This window comes from Caballeronia sp. AZ7_KS35, from assembly GCF_023631045.1.
GTDB classification, from domain to species: Bacteria; Pseudomonadota; Gammaproteobacteria; order Burkholderiales; family Burkholderiaceae; genus Caballeronia; species Caballeronia zhejiangensis.
Genome location: NZ_JALQDV010000017.1, coordinates 168,249 through 184,614, shown reverse-complemented (window position 1 = coordinate 184,614; position 16,366 = coordinate 168,249). Strand labels below are relative to the sequence as shown.

General features: G+C 63.0%; 14 protein-coding genes. 7 read left to right on the top strand and 7 right to left on the bottom strand.

The window, feature by feature from the left end:
• The first annotated feature begins 24 nt into the window (after nucleotides 1-24).
• The 3 genes from NCT05_RS14585 (at nucleotide 25) to NCT05_RS14575 (ending at nucleotide 4,539) form a co-directional block, all read left to right on the top strand.
• Nucleotides 25-363 (top strand): PP0621 family protein, encoded by a 339-nt coding sequence (locus tag NCT05_RS14585; protein ID WP_250502636.1) that lies wholly within the window; start codon nucleotides 25-27, stop codon nucleotides 361-363.
• On the top strand, nucleotides 360-962 hold the full coding sequence (ampD, locus tag NCT05_RS14580; RefSeq protein WP_250502635.1) for a 1,6-anhydro-N-acetylmuramyl-L-alanine amidase AmpD: 603 nt from the start codon (nucleotides 360-362) through the stop codon (nucleotides 960-962). Before NCT05_RS14585 ends, ampD begins: the two co-directional genes overlap by 4 nt.
• A 574-nt stretch (nucleotides 963-1,536) precedes the next feature.
• Nucleotides 1,537-4,539 (top strand): ribonucleoside-diphosphate reductase subunit alpha, encoded by a 3,003-nt coding sequence (locus tag NCT05_RS14575; RefSeq protein ID WP_008342928.1) that lies wholly within the window; start codon nucleotides 1,537-1,539, stop codon nucleotides 4,537-4,539.
• Between the two features lie 837 nt (nucleotides 4,540-5,376).
• Here NCT05_RS14575 and NCT05_RS14570 read toward each other — a convergent pair.
• The gene (locus NCT05_RS14570) at nucleotides 5,377-6,774 is read right to left on the bottom strand and encodes an MFS transporter (RefSeq protein WP_034471465.1); all 1,398 of its coding nucleotides are present in this window, start codon (nucleotides 6,772-6,774) and stop codon (nucleotides 5,377-5,379) included.
• 122 nt (nucleotides 6,775-6,896) lie between these two features.
• Here NCT05_RS14570 and NCT05_RS14565 point away from each other — a divergent pair, with 122 nt between their 5' ends.
• The 4 genes from NCT05_RS14565 to NCT05_RS14550 all read left to right on the top strand — a co-directional run bounded on the left by NCT05_RS14565 (nucleotide 6,897) and on the right by NCT05_RS14550 (nucleotide 10,198).
• On the top strand, nucleotides 6,897-7,109 hold the full coding sequence (locus NCT05_RS14565; RefSeq protein WP_008342924.1) for a DUF3820 family protein: 213 nt from the start codon (nucleotides 6,897-6,899) through the stop codon (nucleotides 7,107-7,109).
• Nucleotides 7,110-7,802: 693 nt separating this feature from the next.
• Nucleotides 7,803-9,044, top strand: a complete 1,242-nt coding sequence (locus NCT05_RS14560) for a ribonucleotide-diphosphate reductase subunit beta (RefSeq protein WP_250502634.1) — start codon at nucleotides 7,803-7,805, stop codon at nucleotides 9,042-9,044.
• 103 nt (nucleotides 9,045-9,147) lie between these two features.
• Entirely contained in the window at nucleotides 9,148-9,477 is a 330-nt protein-coding gene (locus tag NCT05_RS14555) for a hypothetical protein (RefSeq protein ID WP_250502633.1), read from the top strand.
• A 31-nt stretch (nucleotides 9,478-9,508) separates the two neighbouring features.
• Entirely contained in the window at nucleotides 9,509-10,198 is a 690-nt protein-coding gene (locus NCT05_RS14550) for a histone H1-like DNA-binding protein (RefSeq protein WP_034471475.1), read from the top strand.
• Between the two features lie 225 nt (nucleotides 10,199-10,423).
• On the opposite strand, the gene NCT05_RS14545 is transcribed toward NCT05_RS14550, so the two are convergent.
• The 6 genes from NCT05_RS14545 to accC form a co-directional block, all read right to left on the bottom strand.
• A complete protein-coding gene (locus tag NCT05_RS14545; protein WP_008342914.1) occupies nucleotides 10,424-10,903 on the bottom strand; it encodes an outer membrane lipoprotein in 480 nt (159 codons plus the stop codon).
• Nucleotides 10,904-10,920: 17 nt separating this feature from the next.
• The gene (locus NCT05_RS14540; RefSeq protein ID WP_008342912.1) at nucleotides 10,921-11,859 is read right to left on the bottom strand and encodes a carbohydrate kinase family protein; all 939 of its coding nucleotides are present in this window, start codon (nucleotides 11,857-11,859) and stop codon (nucleotides 10,921-10,923) included.
• A 120-nt stretch (nucleotides 11,860-11,979) separates the two neighbouring features.
• The gene (gene tpx / locus NCT05_RS14535) at nucleotides 11,980-12,480 is read right to left on the bottom strand and encodes a thiol peroxidase (protein ID WP_008342910.1); all 501 of its coding nucleotides are present in this window, start codon (nucleotides 12,478-12,480) and stop codon (nucleotides 11,980-11,982) included.
• A 118-nt stretch (nucleotides 12,481-12,598) separates the two neighbouring features.
• A complete protein-coding gene (locus NCT05_RS14530) occupies nucleotides 12,599-13,912 on the bottom strand; it encodes a zinc-ribbon and DUF3426 domain-containing protein (protein WP_250502632.1) in 1,314 nt (437 codons plus the stop codon).
• 50 nt (nucleotides 13,913-13,962) lie between these two features.
• Nucleotides 13,963-14,865, bottom strand: a complete 903-nt coding sequence (gene prmA, locus NCT05_RS14525; RefSeq protein ID WP_250502631.1) for a 50S ribosomal protein L11 methyltransferase — start codon at nucleotides 14,863-14,865, stop codon at nucleotides 13,963-13,965.
• 25 nt (nucleotides 14,866-14,890) lie between these two features.
• Nucleotides 14,891-16,258 carry an acetyl-CoA carboxylase biotin carboxylase subunit gene (accC, locus tag NCT05_RS14520; RefSeq protein ID WP_008342904.1) on the bottom strand — a complete coding sequence of 456 codons (1,368 nt, stop codon included), beginning with the start codon at nucleotides 16,256-16,258 and terminating at the stop codon, nucleotides 14,891-14,893.
• Nucleotides 16,259-16,366: the final 108 nt, after the last annotated feature.

The window sequence follows — 16,366 nt, the reverse complement described above, 5'->3', positions numbered from 1 at the left end:
TCTGAATCTATCGGCATTGAATCGATGCGAAATTTCTTCTTTCTGATCGTCCTCTTTTTCCTGTGCCTGTGGCTTCTGAAGAAGCTGCGCCGCGCGAACGAGCGCGCGCAGCAGGGCGACGCGCCAGCCGGCGGCGCGACCGCGGGCGGAGCGCATGACGCACGCCGCGCCCGCAGCGGCAACGGTCATGGCAACGGCGCGGCCGCGAGCGCGCCGCAACTCGCCGATCCGCTCATCCGTTGCGCGCAGTGTGGCGTGCACACGCCGCGCAGCGAATCGATCATCGTCGCGGGCGAGCGCTTCTGCTGCAGCGATCACGCGCGCCATTACGCGGCCCGTCCGACCGGACGCGACGCACGATGAACACCAACGTCGTCAGACAGCGCGATCCGCATATCGACGCGCAAGGCTGGTTCACGCACGCGACGCGCCTGCCGTCGCCGAACTTCGAGGCGCGTCCGGGCGACGCGGTGCCGACGCTCATCGTCGTGCACAACATCGCCCTGCCGCCCGACGATTTCACGACGAACGCCATCGCCGATTTCTTCCTCAACAAGCTCGATCACGACGCGCATCCATACTTCGATCATCTGCGCGGCATGCGTGTGTCGGCGCACTTCGTGATCCGTCGCGGCGGCGCGATCGAGCAGTTCGTCTCCTGCGACGAACGCGCGTGGCACGCGGGCGTCTCGTCGTTCTGCGGGCGCGAGCGCTGTAACGACTTTTCGATCGGCATCGAGCTCGAAGGCAGCGATCGCGTGCCCTTCGAAGACGCGCAGTACGACGCGCTCGCCGCGCTCGTGCGAGTCGTGGTGAAGCGCTATCCGATCGATGCAGTCGCGGGTCACTCGGACATCGCGCCCGGCCGCAAGACCGATCCGGGCCCGCATTTCGAGTGGTCGCGTCTGCGTCACGGCAGCGCGCTGCCGCCGTCGTTCTTTCCGTTTCAATCCAACATCTGAGCGCTGCGTAAGGTCTTTCTCGTTGCGGCGCAGCAGCGTCACGCGCGAGGCCTTGTCGCGCTTTGCTATAGCAAAAGTCAACCCCGCTACCGCAGACTCAGGGCAAATAAAACTTTTTGAGACTGCGATGTTGTCCACTATACTTGGTGCCGACAGACGTACTTTGCACTAGATCTTGTGTTGTTGACGCGGCGCCCGCTCCAGTGAGCCGGCGCCGTCGGCTTTCCGGCGTAGAAGAAGTTTGGCTGGCCCGGGGCGATGCGCGAGACGGTTTCTCTTTGCGAGGAGAGAGGCGTCGGGCGCGTCGGGCGCCAGCGAGCAGCACCGTGAAGAAGGCATGCAAGCAAGCGCGAATTGCGTCGACCGACACCGCGCGCCAACGCGGGCACCGCATGAGACGCCAATGACAATGCGGGCCGTAAGCGCCGCGATTCGTGTTTTCAGCCTGCTGCATTCACAGCCCGGCTTGACCGCCAAAACACCGCGCGACTTTCACGACGAGTTCGTCACGCGCGCGGCATAAGTGATAAATCCGCGGACCATCCGCACCAATCGAACACCAGGAGTTTTGCACATGCAAACCACCGAAAACGCCACGACTTCATTCGAAGGCGCATCCGCACAGCCGATGAGCGGTGCGCAGGGCGTGGGCGCTCAGGCGCTCGCGCCGAACACGACGTTTGCCGACTACAAGGTCATCCGTCGCAACGGAAGCGTGGTGTCGTTCGAGCCGACGAAAATCGCGATCGCCGTGACGAAGGCATTCATCGCGGTGAACGGCGGTCAGGGCGCAGCTTCGGCGCGTGTGCGCGAGCAAGTCGAGCAACTGACGCAAGCCGTCGTGCGCGCGCTCGTGCGCAGCCGTCCGCACGGCGGGACTTTCCACATCGAAGACATTCAGGATCAGGTCGAGCTCGCGCTGATGCGCGGCGGCGAGCACAACGTCGCGCGCGCGTACGTGCTGTATCGCGAGAAGCGCACGCAGCAGCGTTCGCAAGAGCGCTCGGCCGCGCAAAACGCGCAGTCGCACGAAGGCGCGATCAACGTGACGGACAACGGCGTCACGCGTCCGCTCGATCTCGAAGCGCTGAAGGCGCTGATCGTCTCCGCGTGCGCGAATCTGGGCGATGCGGTGTCCGCCGAGCCGATCGTCGCGGAGACGGTGAAGAACCTGTACGACGGCGTGCCGATGTCGCAGGTCTACGATTCGGCCATTCTCGCCGCGCGCACGATGATCGAGAAGGATCCGGCGTACAGTCAGGTCACGGCGCGCATCCTGCTGCACACGATCCGCCGCGAAATTCTCGAAGAGGAAGTGACGCAAGCCGAAATGGGCGAGCGTTACGCCGAATACTTCCCGCAGTTCATCAAGCGCGGCGTCGAAGCCGGCCTGCTGGATGACAAGCTGCAACAGTTCGACCTCAAGCGCCTCGGCGCCGCGCTCGATCAGAATCGCGATCTGCAGTTCGGCTATCTCGGCCTGCAGACGCTGTACGACCGCTACTTCCTGCACGTCGACGGCACGCGCATCGAGTTGCCGCAGGCATTCTTCATGCGCGTGGCGATGGGCCTGTCGCTGAACGAGATCGACCGTGAAGCGCGCGCGATCGAGTTCTACAACGTGCTGTCGTCGTTCGACTTCATGTCGTCGACGCCGACGCTCTTCAATTCGGGCACGCATCGCTCGCAATTGTCGTCGTGCTATCTGACGACGGTCGCCGACGATCTCGACGGCATCTACGAAGCGCTGAAGGAAAACGCGCTGCTCTCGAAGTTCGCGGGCGGCCTCGGCAACGACTGGACGCGCGTGCGTGCGCTCGGCTCGCACATCAAGGGCACGAACGGCAAGTCGCAGGGCGTCGTGCCGTTCCTGAAGGTCGTGAACGACACGGCCGTCGCGGTGAACCAGGGCGGCAAGCGCAAGGGCGCGGTGTGCGCGTACCTGGAATCGTGGCACCTCGACATCGAGGAATTCCTCGAGCTGCGCAAGAACACCGGCGATGACCGTCGCCGCACGCACGACATGAACACGGCGAACTGGATTCCCGATCTGTTCATGAAGCGCGTCGTCGAAGGCGGCGACTGGACGCTGTTCTCGCCGTCGACCTGCCCGGACCTGCACGATCTGTTCGGCGCCGACTTCGAAAAGGCGTACGTCGCTTACGAAGAGAAAGCCGCGCGCGGCGAAATCAAGCTGTTCAAGAAGCTGCCGGCGGCGCAACTGTGGCGCAAGATGCTTGGCATGCTGTTCGAGACGGGCCATCCGTGGATCACGTTCAAGGATCCGTGCAATGTGCGTTCGCCGCAGCAGCACGTCGGCGTCGTGCACTCGTCGAACCTGTGCACCGAAATCACGCTGAACACGAGCGAGACGGAAATCGCCGTCTGCAATCTGGGCTCGGTGAACCTCGTCGCGCACATGGTGAAGCAGGCCGATGGCAGCTACGCGCTGGACCACGCGAAGCTCAAGCGCACGATCAGCGTCGCGATGCGCATGCTCGACAACGTCATCGACATCAACTACTACGCGGTGCCGAAGGCGCGCAACTCGAACCTGAAGCATCGTCCGGTCGGCATGGGCATCATGGGCTTCCAGGACTGCCTGCATCTGCTGCGCACGCCTTATGCGTCGGGCGAGGCGGTCGAATTCGCGGATCGTTCGATGGAAGCCGTCTGCTACTACGCGTACTACGCGTCGACGGAACTCGCGGAAGAGCGCGGTCGTTACGCGACGTATCGCGGCTCGCTGTGGGATCGCGGCATTCTTCCGCAGGATTCGCTGAAGCTCCTGGCCGAGGCGCGCGGCGGTTATGTCGAAGTGGATACCTCGGAGACGATGGACTGGGCGCAACTGCGCTCGCGCATCTCGACGTACGGCATGCGCAACTCGAACTGCGTGGCGATCGCGCCGACGGCGACGATTTCGAACATCATCGGCGTGTCGGCGTGTATCGAGCCGACGTTCCAGAACCTGTATGTGAAGTCGAATCTGTCGGGCGAATTCACGGTGGTCAACGACTACCTCGTGCGTGATCTGAAGGCGCGCGGCCTGTGGGACGAAGTGATGGTGTCCGATCTGAAGTATTTCGACGGCACGCTTTCGCGCATCGACCGCATTCCGGCCGATCTGCGCGCGATCTACGCGACCGCGTTCGAAGTCGACCCGAAGTGGCTCGTGGAAGCGGCGTCGCGCCGTCAGAAGTGGATTGATCAGGCGCAGTCGCTGAACATCTACATGGCGGGCGCGTCGGGCAAGAAGCTCGACGAGGTCTACAAGCTCGCTTGGATTCGCGGTCTCAAGACGACGTACTACCTCCGCACGATGGCGGCGACGCACGTCGAGAAGTCGACCGTGGCGCACGGTGCGTTGAATGCGGTGCCTTCTTCTTCCGGTGACGGTGGGGCGGGTGCGGCTGGCGGGTTTGGTGGCGGTGCGGCGTCGGCTGCCGGGAATGGTGGCTTCAATGCTGCTGCCGCGAGCGCGCCGGCGGTGGAGGCGGCTCAGGAAGCCGATGGTCCCGTCTGTATGATGCGCCCCGGCGATCCGGGCTTCGATGAGTGTGAGGCTTGTCAGTAGGTTTTTGAGCTGAGAGTCGGTCTCTGCGGACCGGTGCTGGGTGCTTCCTGCTTATGGAAGCGGTCGGTGCCGGTCCGTTTTTGCTTTTTGCTTTGCTTTTTGGTTTCGGTTTCGCTGGATCCCGTTTTCGTGTCGGTCTATTAGCGTTGCCCCTGTGCGGGGCGGCACTCACTTTCTTTGCTGCTGCAAAGAAAGTAAGCAAAGAAAGCAGCTTTTCAGACCCGCGGTCACACGCAATTTGGGTCGTCCTCTCGTCCCAGGCGGCACTCGCCTAAAGAGTGCCCTCAAACACCTAATCGGGCTTGGCTCGCGCACGGTCCGCCGTCCGAAGACGTTGAGGACACTGGTTCAGCACGAGATGGCTTCGGCACAGCGCTACGCGCTGCCGCCGGGTATGCAAGGGAAACCAACGGGCGGCAAGTGCAGCGGGACGGAGACGTTAGTAGAGAAGCGCGTGCATCCCCGATTGACCGGTCGGCCGCGAAGCGGGCCGGAGCTATTTGGTGCTGAACCCGTTTGGTGTGTGGTGCGATGAGACGGACCGTGCGCGAGCCAAGCCCGATGGGGCCTATGAGGGCACTCTTTAGGCAGCCCACGATGGACGAGAGGACTACCCAAATTGCGTGTGACCGCGGGCGTATCAGTAGCTGCTTTCTTTGCTTACTTTCTTTGCAGCAGCAAAGAAAGTGAGTGCCGCCCCGCACAGGGGCAGTGCTAATAGACCACTAAGAAAACGGGATCCGGCGAAACACCGAGCCGACACGATCACGGGATCCGGCGAAACACCGAGCCGACACGATCACGGGATCCGGCGAAACAAAACGCAAAACAGCGAACTCACCCCCGCGTACCGCGAGAAATCTCCGTCCCAGCATCATGCGAAAGCCGCGCCGTAATCGGCATCGAAAGAAAAGAGAACAGCCCGACGACGACAAACGCCGGCCAGAAATCCGACCATTGCACACTCGCATGACCGTTCAGATATTGCGAGAGCTCGAGCGTGATCCCCGCGATCGTCACGCCGAGCCCGAGCGAAACCTGCTGCACGAAGCTAGCAAGGCTCGTCGCGCGGCCCACATCGCGTGTTTCGATCTCAGCGTAAGCAAGCGAGTTGAGGCTCGTGAACTGCAACGCAGGGAAAAAGCCGCCGAGCAGCACGACGGCCCAGATCACCCAGGCCGGCGTGCCGGGAAAGAACGCGCCGCACGCCGCGATCGCGATACCCGACAACGCCGCGTTGTAGAACAGCGTCTGACGGAAGCCGAAGCGATGCAGCACGCGCGATGCGAACGAGCGCATGAACATGCCGCCGAAAGCCGACGCGCACGTGATCGCGCCGGACTTGAACGCGCTCATGCCGAGACCCTCCTGCAGCGCGAGCGGCAGAAGAAACGGCACGGCGCCAAGCCCGATGCGAAACATCGAACCGCCGAGCACGCTCGCCTGAAACGTCGACACGCGGAAAAAGCGCAGATCGAGCAGCGGCTTCTCCACACGTCGCGCGTGGACGCAGTACAGCACGACCATCAGCGCGCCGGCGACGCACATCGCAAAGGCGACGCGCTGCGGAATCAGTTCGCCGCCGACGAGCGAGAGCCCGAGCAACAGCAGCACGCCCGCGCTCGCGGAGAGAAAGAAACCGAACCAGTCGAGACGGCCCGGATGTTCCTCGTGCGAGTTGGCGATGTAGCGGTTGGTCAGCCAGATGCCCGCGATGCCGATCGGGATGTTGATGAAAAAGATCAGGCGCCAGTGCAGATACGTCGTGATGAAGCCACCGAGCAACGGCCCGACCGCTGGTCCAAGCATTGCGGGCACCGAGAGGTAGTTCATCGCGCGTATGAACTCGGAGCGGCGCACCGAGCGAAAGATGATGATGCGGCCGACAGGCACCATCATCGCGCCGCCGACGCCCTGGATGAAGCGCGCGACGGTGAAGGGGCCAAGCGATGTGGAAGCCGCGCACAACAGCGAGCCGACGACGAACACGCCGATGGCCGTGCGGAACACGGCGCGTGCGCCGAAGCGGTCGGCGACCCATCCGCAGATCGGTATGAAGACGCCGAGTCCGAGCACGTAGCTCGTGACCGCAACCTTCAGCGTCACGGGATCGCGTCCAAACGCGCGCGCCATTTCAGGAATCGCGGTAACGATGACGTTGGCGTCGACGCTTTCCATGAACATCGCGCACGCGACGATGAGAGGGGCAATGAAAGCTTTGACGGCCAGCGGCATGTTGATTCGCGATCGACTCTCGGCGGCAAGAGCGGCGATTATGGCACCGATATGCAGCAATCGCTGAAGGATCGAAGCGCGCTGCGTGGTGCGATGAACATTGAACGAGGAGTGAAGAAGCGATGGACCCGCAAGACCTGCAGCGTCTCGTCACGCAGACGATGCCCTATGGCAAATACAAGGACAGGCTCATCGCCGATCTGCCCGGTCACTATCTCGCGTGGTTCGCGCGTGAGGGTTTTCCACAAGGCAAACTCGGCAGCCTGCTCGCGTTGATGCACGAGATCGATCACAACAATCTGCGCTCGCTGCTCGATCCGTTGCGCGGCCGATGAGCCTTGCGCAGCGCGGTTTCGCGTGAGACGGATCGTCGCGTAAACACGCTATAGATTGTGTTGGCGAGATTTGCAAGCACAAGATATTGTGGAAATACGAGACGTCAAATGCTAAACTTCGGCAACGAATTCGACGCGCGCAGCAGGCATCGACGCTCCATCGAAGTGCTTGCGTCAGCGTGTATCGAGCGATGCGAAGTGCGTGCGGTCACACACATCGAAGCTCATCGAAGAGGAGCGCATGAAGGTCGCGCGTTCATCGATTCGCGACGCATGTTTTGCATCGCATCGCGGGTCGACGAGAGACTTCGATCGATGATCGCAACGCGTCGCGCTTCGATGCGTTCGCGCTTGGCAACACAGCATCGAGCGGATCGTCGCAATGAAGCGCGCGTGCTTCGCATCGCACAAGCAGCGTCGTCCGCAGAGCCTTGCGCGAAAAGGCTTGCAGAGCAGCGATGAAGTCACGCGAAAGCACGCTGCGATGTCACGGAAGTCACTCGATCAGGACCGCTTCACACTCGATTCAAGAGATGTCGCATCGAGCTTCACACACACGGCTTCGAGCCAAGTGTTGTATGCAGGTAGCAACGTCGAATCTAAATCGCATGAAAACGAGAATTTTCATGAGCAAACTCTTTTATCGCTCATGAAAAGATGGTACAAACCGATCTAAATTGATGGTGAGAATTTATGCTCAACTGGGATGACGAGACCACTGCCGTAGCTCCCTCGAGCGCTCCGCAACAGAACCCGTTGCGTAACGCTCAAGGCACGACTTTCGGTACGCAGGCAGCGCAAGCTGCAACTCATCAAGCTGCCCATCAGATTGCTCAGGCGAACAACATCTTTTCCGATGGCTTCGTTCCGCCCGCAGCCGCAACGCCTTCCGCCAGCGCGATCGCCGCGCAAAGCGAAGCGCGCGTCAATGTCGCCGACAAGCGCATCATCAACGGCAAGACCGACGTCAATCAGCTCGTCCCGTTCAAGTACAAGTGGGCGTGGGAGAAGTACCTCGCCGGTTGCGCGAACCACTGGATGCCGCAGGAAGTGAACATGTCGCGCGACATCGCCCTGTGGAAAGACCCGAACGGTCTCTCGGACGACGAGCGCCGCATCGTCAAGCGCAACCTCGGCTTCTTCGTCACGGCGGACTCGCTCGCCGCGAACAACATCGTGCTCGGCACGTACCGTCACATCACCGCTCCGGAGTGCCGCCAGTTCCTGCTGCGCCAGGCGTTCGAAGAGGCGATCCACACGCACGCGTACCAGTACATCGTCGAATCGCTGGGTCTCGATGAAAGCGAGATCTTCAACGCGTATCACGAGGTCAAGTCGATCCGTGACAAGGACGAGTTTCTGATTCCGTTCATCAACACGCTGACCGACCCGGCCTTCACGACCGGCACGCTCGAAGCGGACCAGAAATTGCTGAAGTCGTTGATCGTGTTCGCCTGCATCATGGAAGGCCTGTTCTTCTATGTCGGCTTCACGCAGATTCTGGCGCTGGGTCGCCAGAACAAGATGACGGGCGCGGCGGAACAGTATCAATACATCCTCCGCGATGAATCGATGCACTGCAATTTCGGCATCGATCTCATCAACCAGATCAAGCTGGAAGAGCCGCAACTGTGGACCGCCGACTTCAAGGCAGAGATCCGCGAGCTCTTCAAGCGGGCTGTCGATCTTGAATATCGCTACGCTGAAGACACCATGCCGCGCGGGGTTCTCGGCCTGAACGCGTCGATGTTCAAGAGCTACTTGCGGTTCATCTGCAACCGGCGTTGCCAGCAGATCGGACTGGACCCGCTCTTCCCGAACGAGGAAAACCCGTTCCCGTGGATGAGCGAAATGATCGACTTGAAGAAGGAACGCAACTTCTTCGAGACACGCGTGATTGAGTATCAAACCGGCGGCGCGCTCACCTGGGAATAATAAAAATCCAGGACGTGTTGCAGACGAAATCGATGGGACGGACGGGCAGCAGCGTGTCGCTCACGCGCGCCCGGCCGACAAGGTTTAGGAGAACGGTCGCCTGATGCAAAGTGCGCCTACTGACTTGGCGGGCTGTGTGGCCCGAATAGAAGACAGGCGTTTTGCGCTCCCTGAAAAGGGATGGGCAAACTTCCCCCCGGAAAATGCCAGCGGCATGCTCGCTGGCTCGATCAAGCGATGGCCGGCGCCGCGAAGAAGCGGTGCTGACTCAATTTGGCGCGCGGTGCCTCGGGGCACGGCGCGCCTTGCCGTATTCATTAGCGTAAGCAGGTGGGATCAGCGTACGCCGATGAATAATCCGCTTCGTAGCGTGCGTTATAGAGAAGGCGACACGTGGGAAGCGGGTTTTGACGAAGGGTGTTGTTTGAACTGACTCTCATCTGAAAACCTGAAGGAGAAAAACCATGGCAGTTGCCAAGAAAAAACCCGCCGCAAAGAAGGCTGCAGCGAAGAAAGTCACCGCCAAGAAGGCCGCTCCGGCGAAGAAGGTTGCGGCCAAGAAGGTCGCTGTGAAGAAGGTTGCAGCGAAGAAAGTAGCGGCGAAGAAGGTCGCAGCGAAGAAGGTCGCGGCGAAGAAGGCACCCGCGAAGAAGGCCGCAGCTAAGAAAGTCGCGACCAAGAAAGTAGCGGCGAAGAAGGTTGCTGCAAAGAAGGTCGCGGCGAAGAAGGCTCCCGCGAAGAAGGCCGCAGCGAAGAAAGTCGCGACCAAGAAAGTAGCGACGAAGAAGGCCGCAGCCAAGAAGGCGCCTGCGAAGAAGGCCGCGGCGAAGAAGACCGCGGCGAAGAAGGCGCCGGCGAAGAAGGCCGCAGCGAAGAAGGCCGCTGCGAAAAAGGCTCCCGCGAAAAAGGCTGCTGCGAAGACCGCAGCCGCTGCGCCTGCGCCTGCTGCTGCGCCCGCACCCGCTGCGAAGAAGGCCCCCGCGAAAAAGGCTCCGGCCAAGAAGGCCGCTGCTGCGAAGAAGACTACGGCTGCCGCTCCTGCCACGACGGCAACGACCGTCTCGGCGCCTGCTCCGGCCGCTCCGGCTGCTGCGGTCAAAACGGCGTTGAATCCGGCAGCGGCATGGCCGTTCCCGACGGGCAGCCGTCCGTAAGCTCTCGCAGTACGCAGCACCCAGGCACAGTGCGCTGTGCCCTTAGTCCGGGTATGCCTACCCGGCCTGAACCCGTCGTCGGGGAAACCTGGCGGCGGGTTTTTCGCTTCGGCCAACGAATTTCATCGCTTGCTCGGGGCGTCGAAAAAGAAAAAGCGCATGCATCTTTCGATACATGCGCATTCTTAGGATGACGCGGCGCTATTTGTCCGCTGAATGCCCTCGTCAGTGAGTGACGCGCGTGACGCCGCCGCTCGACAACAGACGCACTCGCTCGCCCGCCTGAAACACTTCGCCGTTCGCGGTCTGCGTGATCGCGCGCAGGTCGCCGTTATCGAGGCGCACGGTGATCTCGAGACCGTTCTTCATCGCGACGCTATTCTCGACCGCGTTGCCCGCGACGGCGCCAGCCAGCCCGCCGATGATGCCCGCGATGATCGAACCGTTGCCGCCGCCGATTGCACTCGCCGCCGCGACGCCGCCGAGCGCGCCGCCGCCGATCGTGCCGAGGCCCGTAGGCTGGCCGTTGTTCGAGCTGATCTTCACGCCGCGCACGCTTTCGACGGTCGCCATGCGCACCGTTTCCTCACGCTGCGCCTGCGACGCCGTGTAGACGTCCGACGAACTGCTGTTGTAGGCGCAGCCCGTCAGCGCCACCGAGCCGACGAGCGCCATGGCCAGCGCGATACGACTTACCGTTTTCATTCCTTCACTCCAATCATTCAGAACAGGCTGCTTCCGAAGGCCTGCTTGAAACGCTCTTCGATTTCGGCGCGCGTCGGCGCGTAGGTTTGCGGCCCCTGATGTTCGATTTTCAGCGAACCCATCAGACTCGCGAGACGACCCGTTTTCTCCCAGCCAAGCTTGTTTTCGATGCCGTACAGGAGCCCGCCGCGGAATGCGTCGCCGCAACCGGTCGGGTCGACCACCTGACGCGCCGCGACGACCGGAATCTCGGCCACGCCATCTTCATGATAGATCTGCGCGCCGTGTTCGCCACGCGTGACGACGAGGGCATCGACCCGGCTCTTGATGTCTTCGATCGACCAGCCGGTCTTGTTGCTCAGCAGCTTGGCTTCGTAATCGTTGACCGCCACGTAGGTGGCGAGTTCAATCATGCGACAAAGTTCCACGCCGTCCAGAATCGGCAATCCCTGGCCCGGGTCGAACACGAACGGCACGCCCGCGCGCGCCAGCCCTTCGGCGTGCTCGCGCATGCCTTGAGCGCCGTCCGGTGCGACGATGCCGAGCGAGATGCCCTGCGCTTCGTCGGCGCGGTTCAGATGCGACTCCATCATCGCGCCGGGGTGGAACGCGGTGATCTGGTTGTTCGCGAGATCGGTCGTGATGAAGCATTGCGCCGAGTGCTGATCGGCCAGCACGCGCACGTATTCCTTCGACAAACCGAGCGCGTCGAGCCGGTCGATGTAGAGCTGCGCATCCGCCGCGCCGAGCGTCGCCATGATCTTCGGATCGCCGCCGAGCAGCTTCAGCGCATACGCGATGTTGCCCGCGCAGCCGCCGAAGTTGCGCCGCATCGTCGGCACCAGGAAGCTGATGTTCAGCATGTGCACCTGATCCGGCAGGATGTGGTCGCCGAAGCGCCCCTGGAAAGTCATGATGTTGTCGTAGGCGAGCGAGCCGCAAATGAGCGTAGCCAAGGCGAACGTCCTTTATAGATAGGGGCCGAGGAGAGAAATCCGCATACGGCGCGCGGCGAGCGCTTCACCGTGCCTCGTATGCGCGGACCGCTCCGGTCGGAAGCGGTCCGGCGAGACGATTTACTTCAGCGCGGCGAGCGCTGCATCGTAGTTCGGCTCATTCTTGATCTCGGGCACGAGCTCCGAATGAAGCACCTTGTTGTTCTCGTCGAGCACGACCACGGCGCGCGCCGTCAGACCCTTGAGCGGGCCGCTCGTCACGTCGACGCCGTAAGCCTGCGCGAATTCGTGGCCGCGGAACGTCGATGCCGTCACGACATTGGCGATACCTTCGGTCGTGCAGAAGCGCTTCGCGGCGAACGGCAGATCGCCCGAAACCACGACCACGACCGTGTTGTTCAGGCCGGCGGCCGCTTCATTGAATTTGCGCGTCGAGGTGGCGCAGGTCGGCGTGTCGAGACTCGGCACGATGTTCAGCACCTTGCGCTTGCCCGCGAAGTTCGCGAGCTTGACGTCGCCGAGATCGGCGCCGACGAGCGTGAATTCGGACGCCTGCTGGCCCGGGCCCGGGAACGTGCCGCTGACGTCGATAGGGTTGCCGCCGAGGGTAACTTGACTCATGTTGCGCTCCAGAGAATTGTCAGATGCTGACGGGAAAATCGCGCGTGCAGGCGCCGCGAGGAGCATGACGCGCGTCGTGTGGAACCGGGGCAGGCGGCGTTCGCGCGCCTGCCCGACATCACGGGTAAAAGACCTGAACCCGGTAATTGGCGGCAACCGCGTCGCCCGTATCCAGCCGGACGATCACCGGTTGCGCGCTTTGCGGCGCGAGGCCGACGGCGAATATCGTACCCGGTCGCGCGTAATCCTGCGGCCAGAGCACGCGCCGGATCGCGACGTTGTTCTTGTCGTCGAGCAGCGTAAGTTCGAGCGCCGGATACGCCAGCGCGACGTCCATCCGGTTGCGCAGCGACAATTTCAGTTCGAGCTTGTGCGGGCCGTCCACCTGGCGCAGCCCGGAACTCTCGATCTGCAATCCGTCGATGTCGCGCGGCGGCGAGATCGTGCAGCCGATCTGATCGCAGACGTTCGAATAGAGCGCGTGCGAGCCGGGCACGTAGACCATCAACGTTTCGCGTTGCCACCATGCGAGCTGCACCAGCAACAGCAACGCCAGCAGCACGGCGACGATGACGCCCACGACACGTCCCGCCTTCCCGGCTCCGCCGCGGCCACGCACCGGCGCGCGCGTTTCCCGCGACTCGCGAATCACGGGAAACGCCTCGTTCGCGCTGACGCGCCGAGCAGGAGCGGGCGGCTTCTTGGCGCCGAAACCGGGCTCCGCGTCGTCGCGCCATGCGGGTACCGCCGGTTCCGCGGCGGCGCGCGCGGGCGGCGCGTCCGGCTGATGAACCGGACCGATGAACGGCTCGGCGCGATCGTCGACAGCATTGGCGAGCGGCGCGACGGGCGGTTCGCCGAGCGGCGTATCGTCGGCTTGCTCGGAGTTCGCGGCATCGGGATGCGGCACGCCGACGCGAATGTACTGCTTCAGGCGGGCGGGCTCCGAAGGCAACGCGGACGGCTCGTTCGCGGCATCGGCTTGATCGGGTTCGCTGCGCGGCGGCGCGGCGCGAGTCTGGCTCGACGCGCTCGACGCTGCAGGAGCGTTCGCATAGACGGTGCCTTCGCTGTCGGCATCGGGATGCTTGATGGAACTCGGCGCGCCGAGATCGAGGTTGCGCGGCGCGAACGGGCGCGGCTTGAGCGGCGCATCGGGCGGCGCGGTCACATGCGCGGGTGCATCGGCGGCGGCAGCGTGGCCTGCGCCCGAGCTTGTTGCCGGACCGACGGCGGCATCATCGTCGATGATCGCGGCATGCTGAGCGACGCCTGCCGCGGCCGGCTCGTCCGGAAGCTCGAAGCGATGATGCGCGGCATCGAAAACTTCCTGACAGTGTCCGCAGCGCACGCGGCCGTCATGCGGCGCGAGCAGATGCGGGTCCAGCTTGAATACGGTTTCGCAGTGGGGGCAGCGGGTTGCCAGCGCCATATAAGAAGTGCCGTTGGCCTGACGGCCTGATCGTGGAGGATGGCGCTATTCTAAAGGCTTTCGCGCCGCGTTCCCGCGAGGCATACCCAGCCTTCGTGCTCGCGCCAAACGCCGATGTCGATCCACTGCGCATAGACCGCCGCGACCTCGTCGGCCTGGCGCGCGAGCACGCCCGACAGCGCGATTCTGCCACCCGGCTTTACCTTCGCGGCGAGCATCGACGCCATCAGCTTGAGCGGATTCGAGAGGATGTTCGCGACGACGATATCGAACTCCCCGGCGGGGCACGCATCGGGCAGGCCGTAGATCACGTCCGCGCGATTGCGCTCGCTGTTCTGACGCGCCGACTCGACCGCTTGCGGATCGATGTCGATGCCGACGACCGGATCGGCGCCGCACTTCTTCGCGAGAATCGCGAGGATGCCGGAGCCGCAGCCGTAATCGAGCAGCGATTGTCCCGGCTTCACCGACTGCTCCAGCCATTCCATGCAAAGCCGCGTGGTCGGATGGCTGCCGGTGCCGAACGCGAGGCCCGGATCGAGTTCGAGCACGAGCGCGTTCGGATCGGGCGCGTCGTGCCACGAAGGCACGACCCAGATGCGCTCGCCGATGGCGATCGGATCGAACTGCGCCTGCGTGAGACGCACCCAGTCCTGCTCCTCGACCTCGCGCACCGTGAACTGCGGGGTTGCCGCGAGGCCGATCTCGTTCGCGGCCGCGGCGAGCAGCACGTCGGGATCTGCGTCCTCGGCGAGCAGCGCGACGACGCGCGAACGGTTCCACGCACGCTTTTCAGGCACGAGACCCGGCTCGCCGAAGAGCGGCTGTTCGTCGGGCGTGTCGGCGTCGGCGTCTTCGACTGACACCGACAGCGCGCCGACTTCAAGCAGCGCATCCGACAGCGCTTCCGCGTGCTCGCGATCCAGCTCGGCGATCAGTTCCCGGTAACTCATGCTATCTCTCTGAATAAGGCGTGCTTCAGGACTCTTCGGCGACGGCGGCCTGGCGCGCGGCCAGCTTGTTCTCGAGATAGTGAATGCTCGTGCCGCCTTCGACGAACTTCGCGTCGATCATCATTTCGCGATGCAGCGGGATGTTCGTCGAAATGCCTTCGACGACCATTTCCGACAGCGCGATACGCATGCGGTTGATCGCCTGCTCGCGCGTCGCGCCGAACGCGATCAGCTTGCCGATCATCGAATCGTAGTTCGGCGGAACGAAGTAGTTCGCATACGCGTGGGAATCGACGCGAATGCCCGGGCCGCCCGGCGTATGCCACGACGTGATGCGTCCCGGCGACGGCGTGAACTTGAACGGATCTTCCGCGTTGATGCGGCACTCGATCGCGTGGCCGCGGAACTGGATGTCCTTCTGGCGGATCGAGAGCTTTTCGCCCGCGGCGATGCGGATCTGCTCCTGCACGATATCGACGCCCGTGATGAGTTCCGTCACCGGATGCTCGACCTGCACGCGCGTGTTCATTTCGATGAAGTAGAACTCGCCGTTCTCGTACAGGAACTCGAACGTGCCCGCGCCGAGATAGCCCATCTTCTTGCACGCGTCGGCGCAACGGTCGCCGATGCGCTCGATCAGCCGCCGCGCAATGCCCGGCGCCGGCGCTTCCTCGATCACCTTCTGGTGACGGCGCTGCATCGAGCAGTCGCGCTCGCCGAGCCAGATCGCGTTACGGAACGAGTCCGACAACACCTGAATCTCGATGTGGCGCGGGTTCTCGAGAAACTTCTCCATGTACACCTGCGGGTTGCCGAAGGCGCGGCCCGCTTCTTCGCGCGTCATGTTGACGGCGTTCACCAGCGCCGCTTCGGTGTGCACCACGCGCATGCCGCGCCCGCCGCCGCCGCCCGCCGCCTTGATGATGACGGGGTAGCCGATTGCGCGCGCAATCTTCACGATCTCGCGCGGATCGTCCGGCAAAGCGCCTTCGGAGCCCGGCACGCACGGCACGCCGGTCTTGATCATCGTCTGCTTGGCGGTGACCTTGTCGCCCATCAGGCGGATGGTCTCGGGACGCGGCCCGATGAACGTGAAGCCCGATTGCTCGACGCGCTCGGCGAAGTCGGCGTTTTCGGAGAGAAAGCCGTAGCCGGGATGGATGGCTTCGGCGTCGGTGACTTCGGCCGCGCTGATGAGCGCCGGCATGTTCAGGTACGAGAGATTCGAAGGCGCCGGTCCGATGCATACGGCTTCGTCGGCCAGCTTGACGTACTTCGCTTCCTTGTCGGCTTCGGAATAGACGACGACTGTCTTGACGCCCAGCTCGCGGCACGCGCGCTGGATGCGAAGCGCGATTTCGCCGCGGTTCGCAATGAGAATTTTTTCAAACATAGTGGGTCGGCTCATCAACGGGCTCGCGCGAGCGGCCCTCGGGGATCCAATCGGCGGCGCGCTTCTCGACGAATCGATGCCGCATGAAACGCGCCGGCGCGGCGGGGC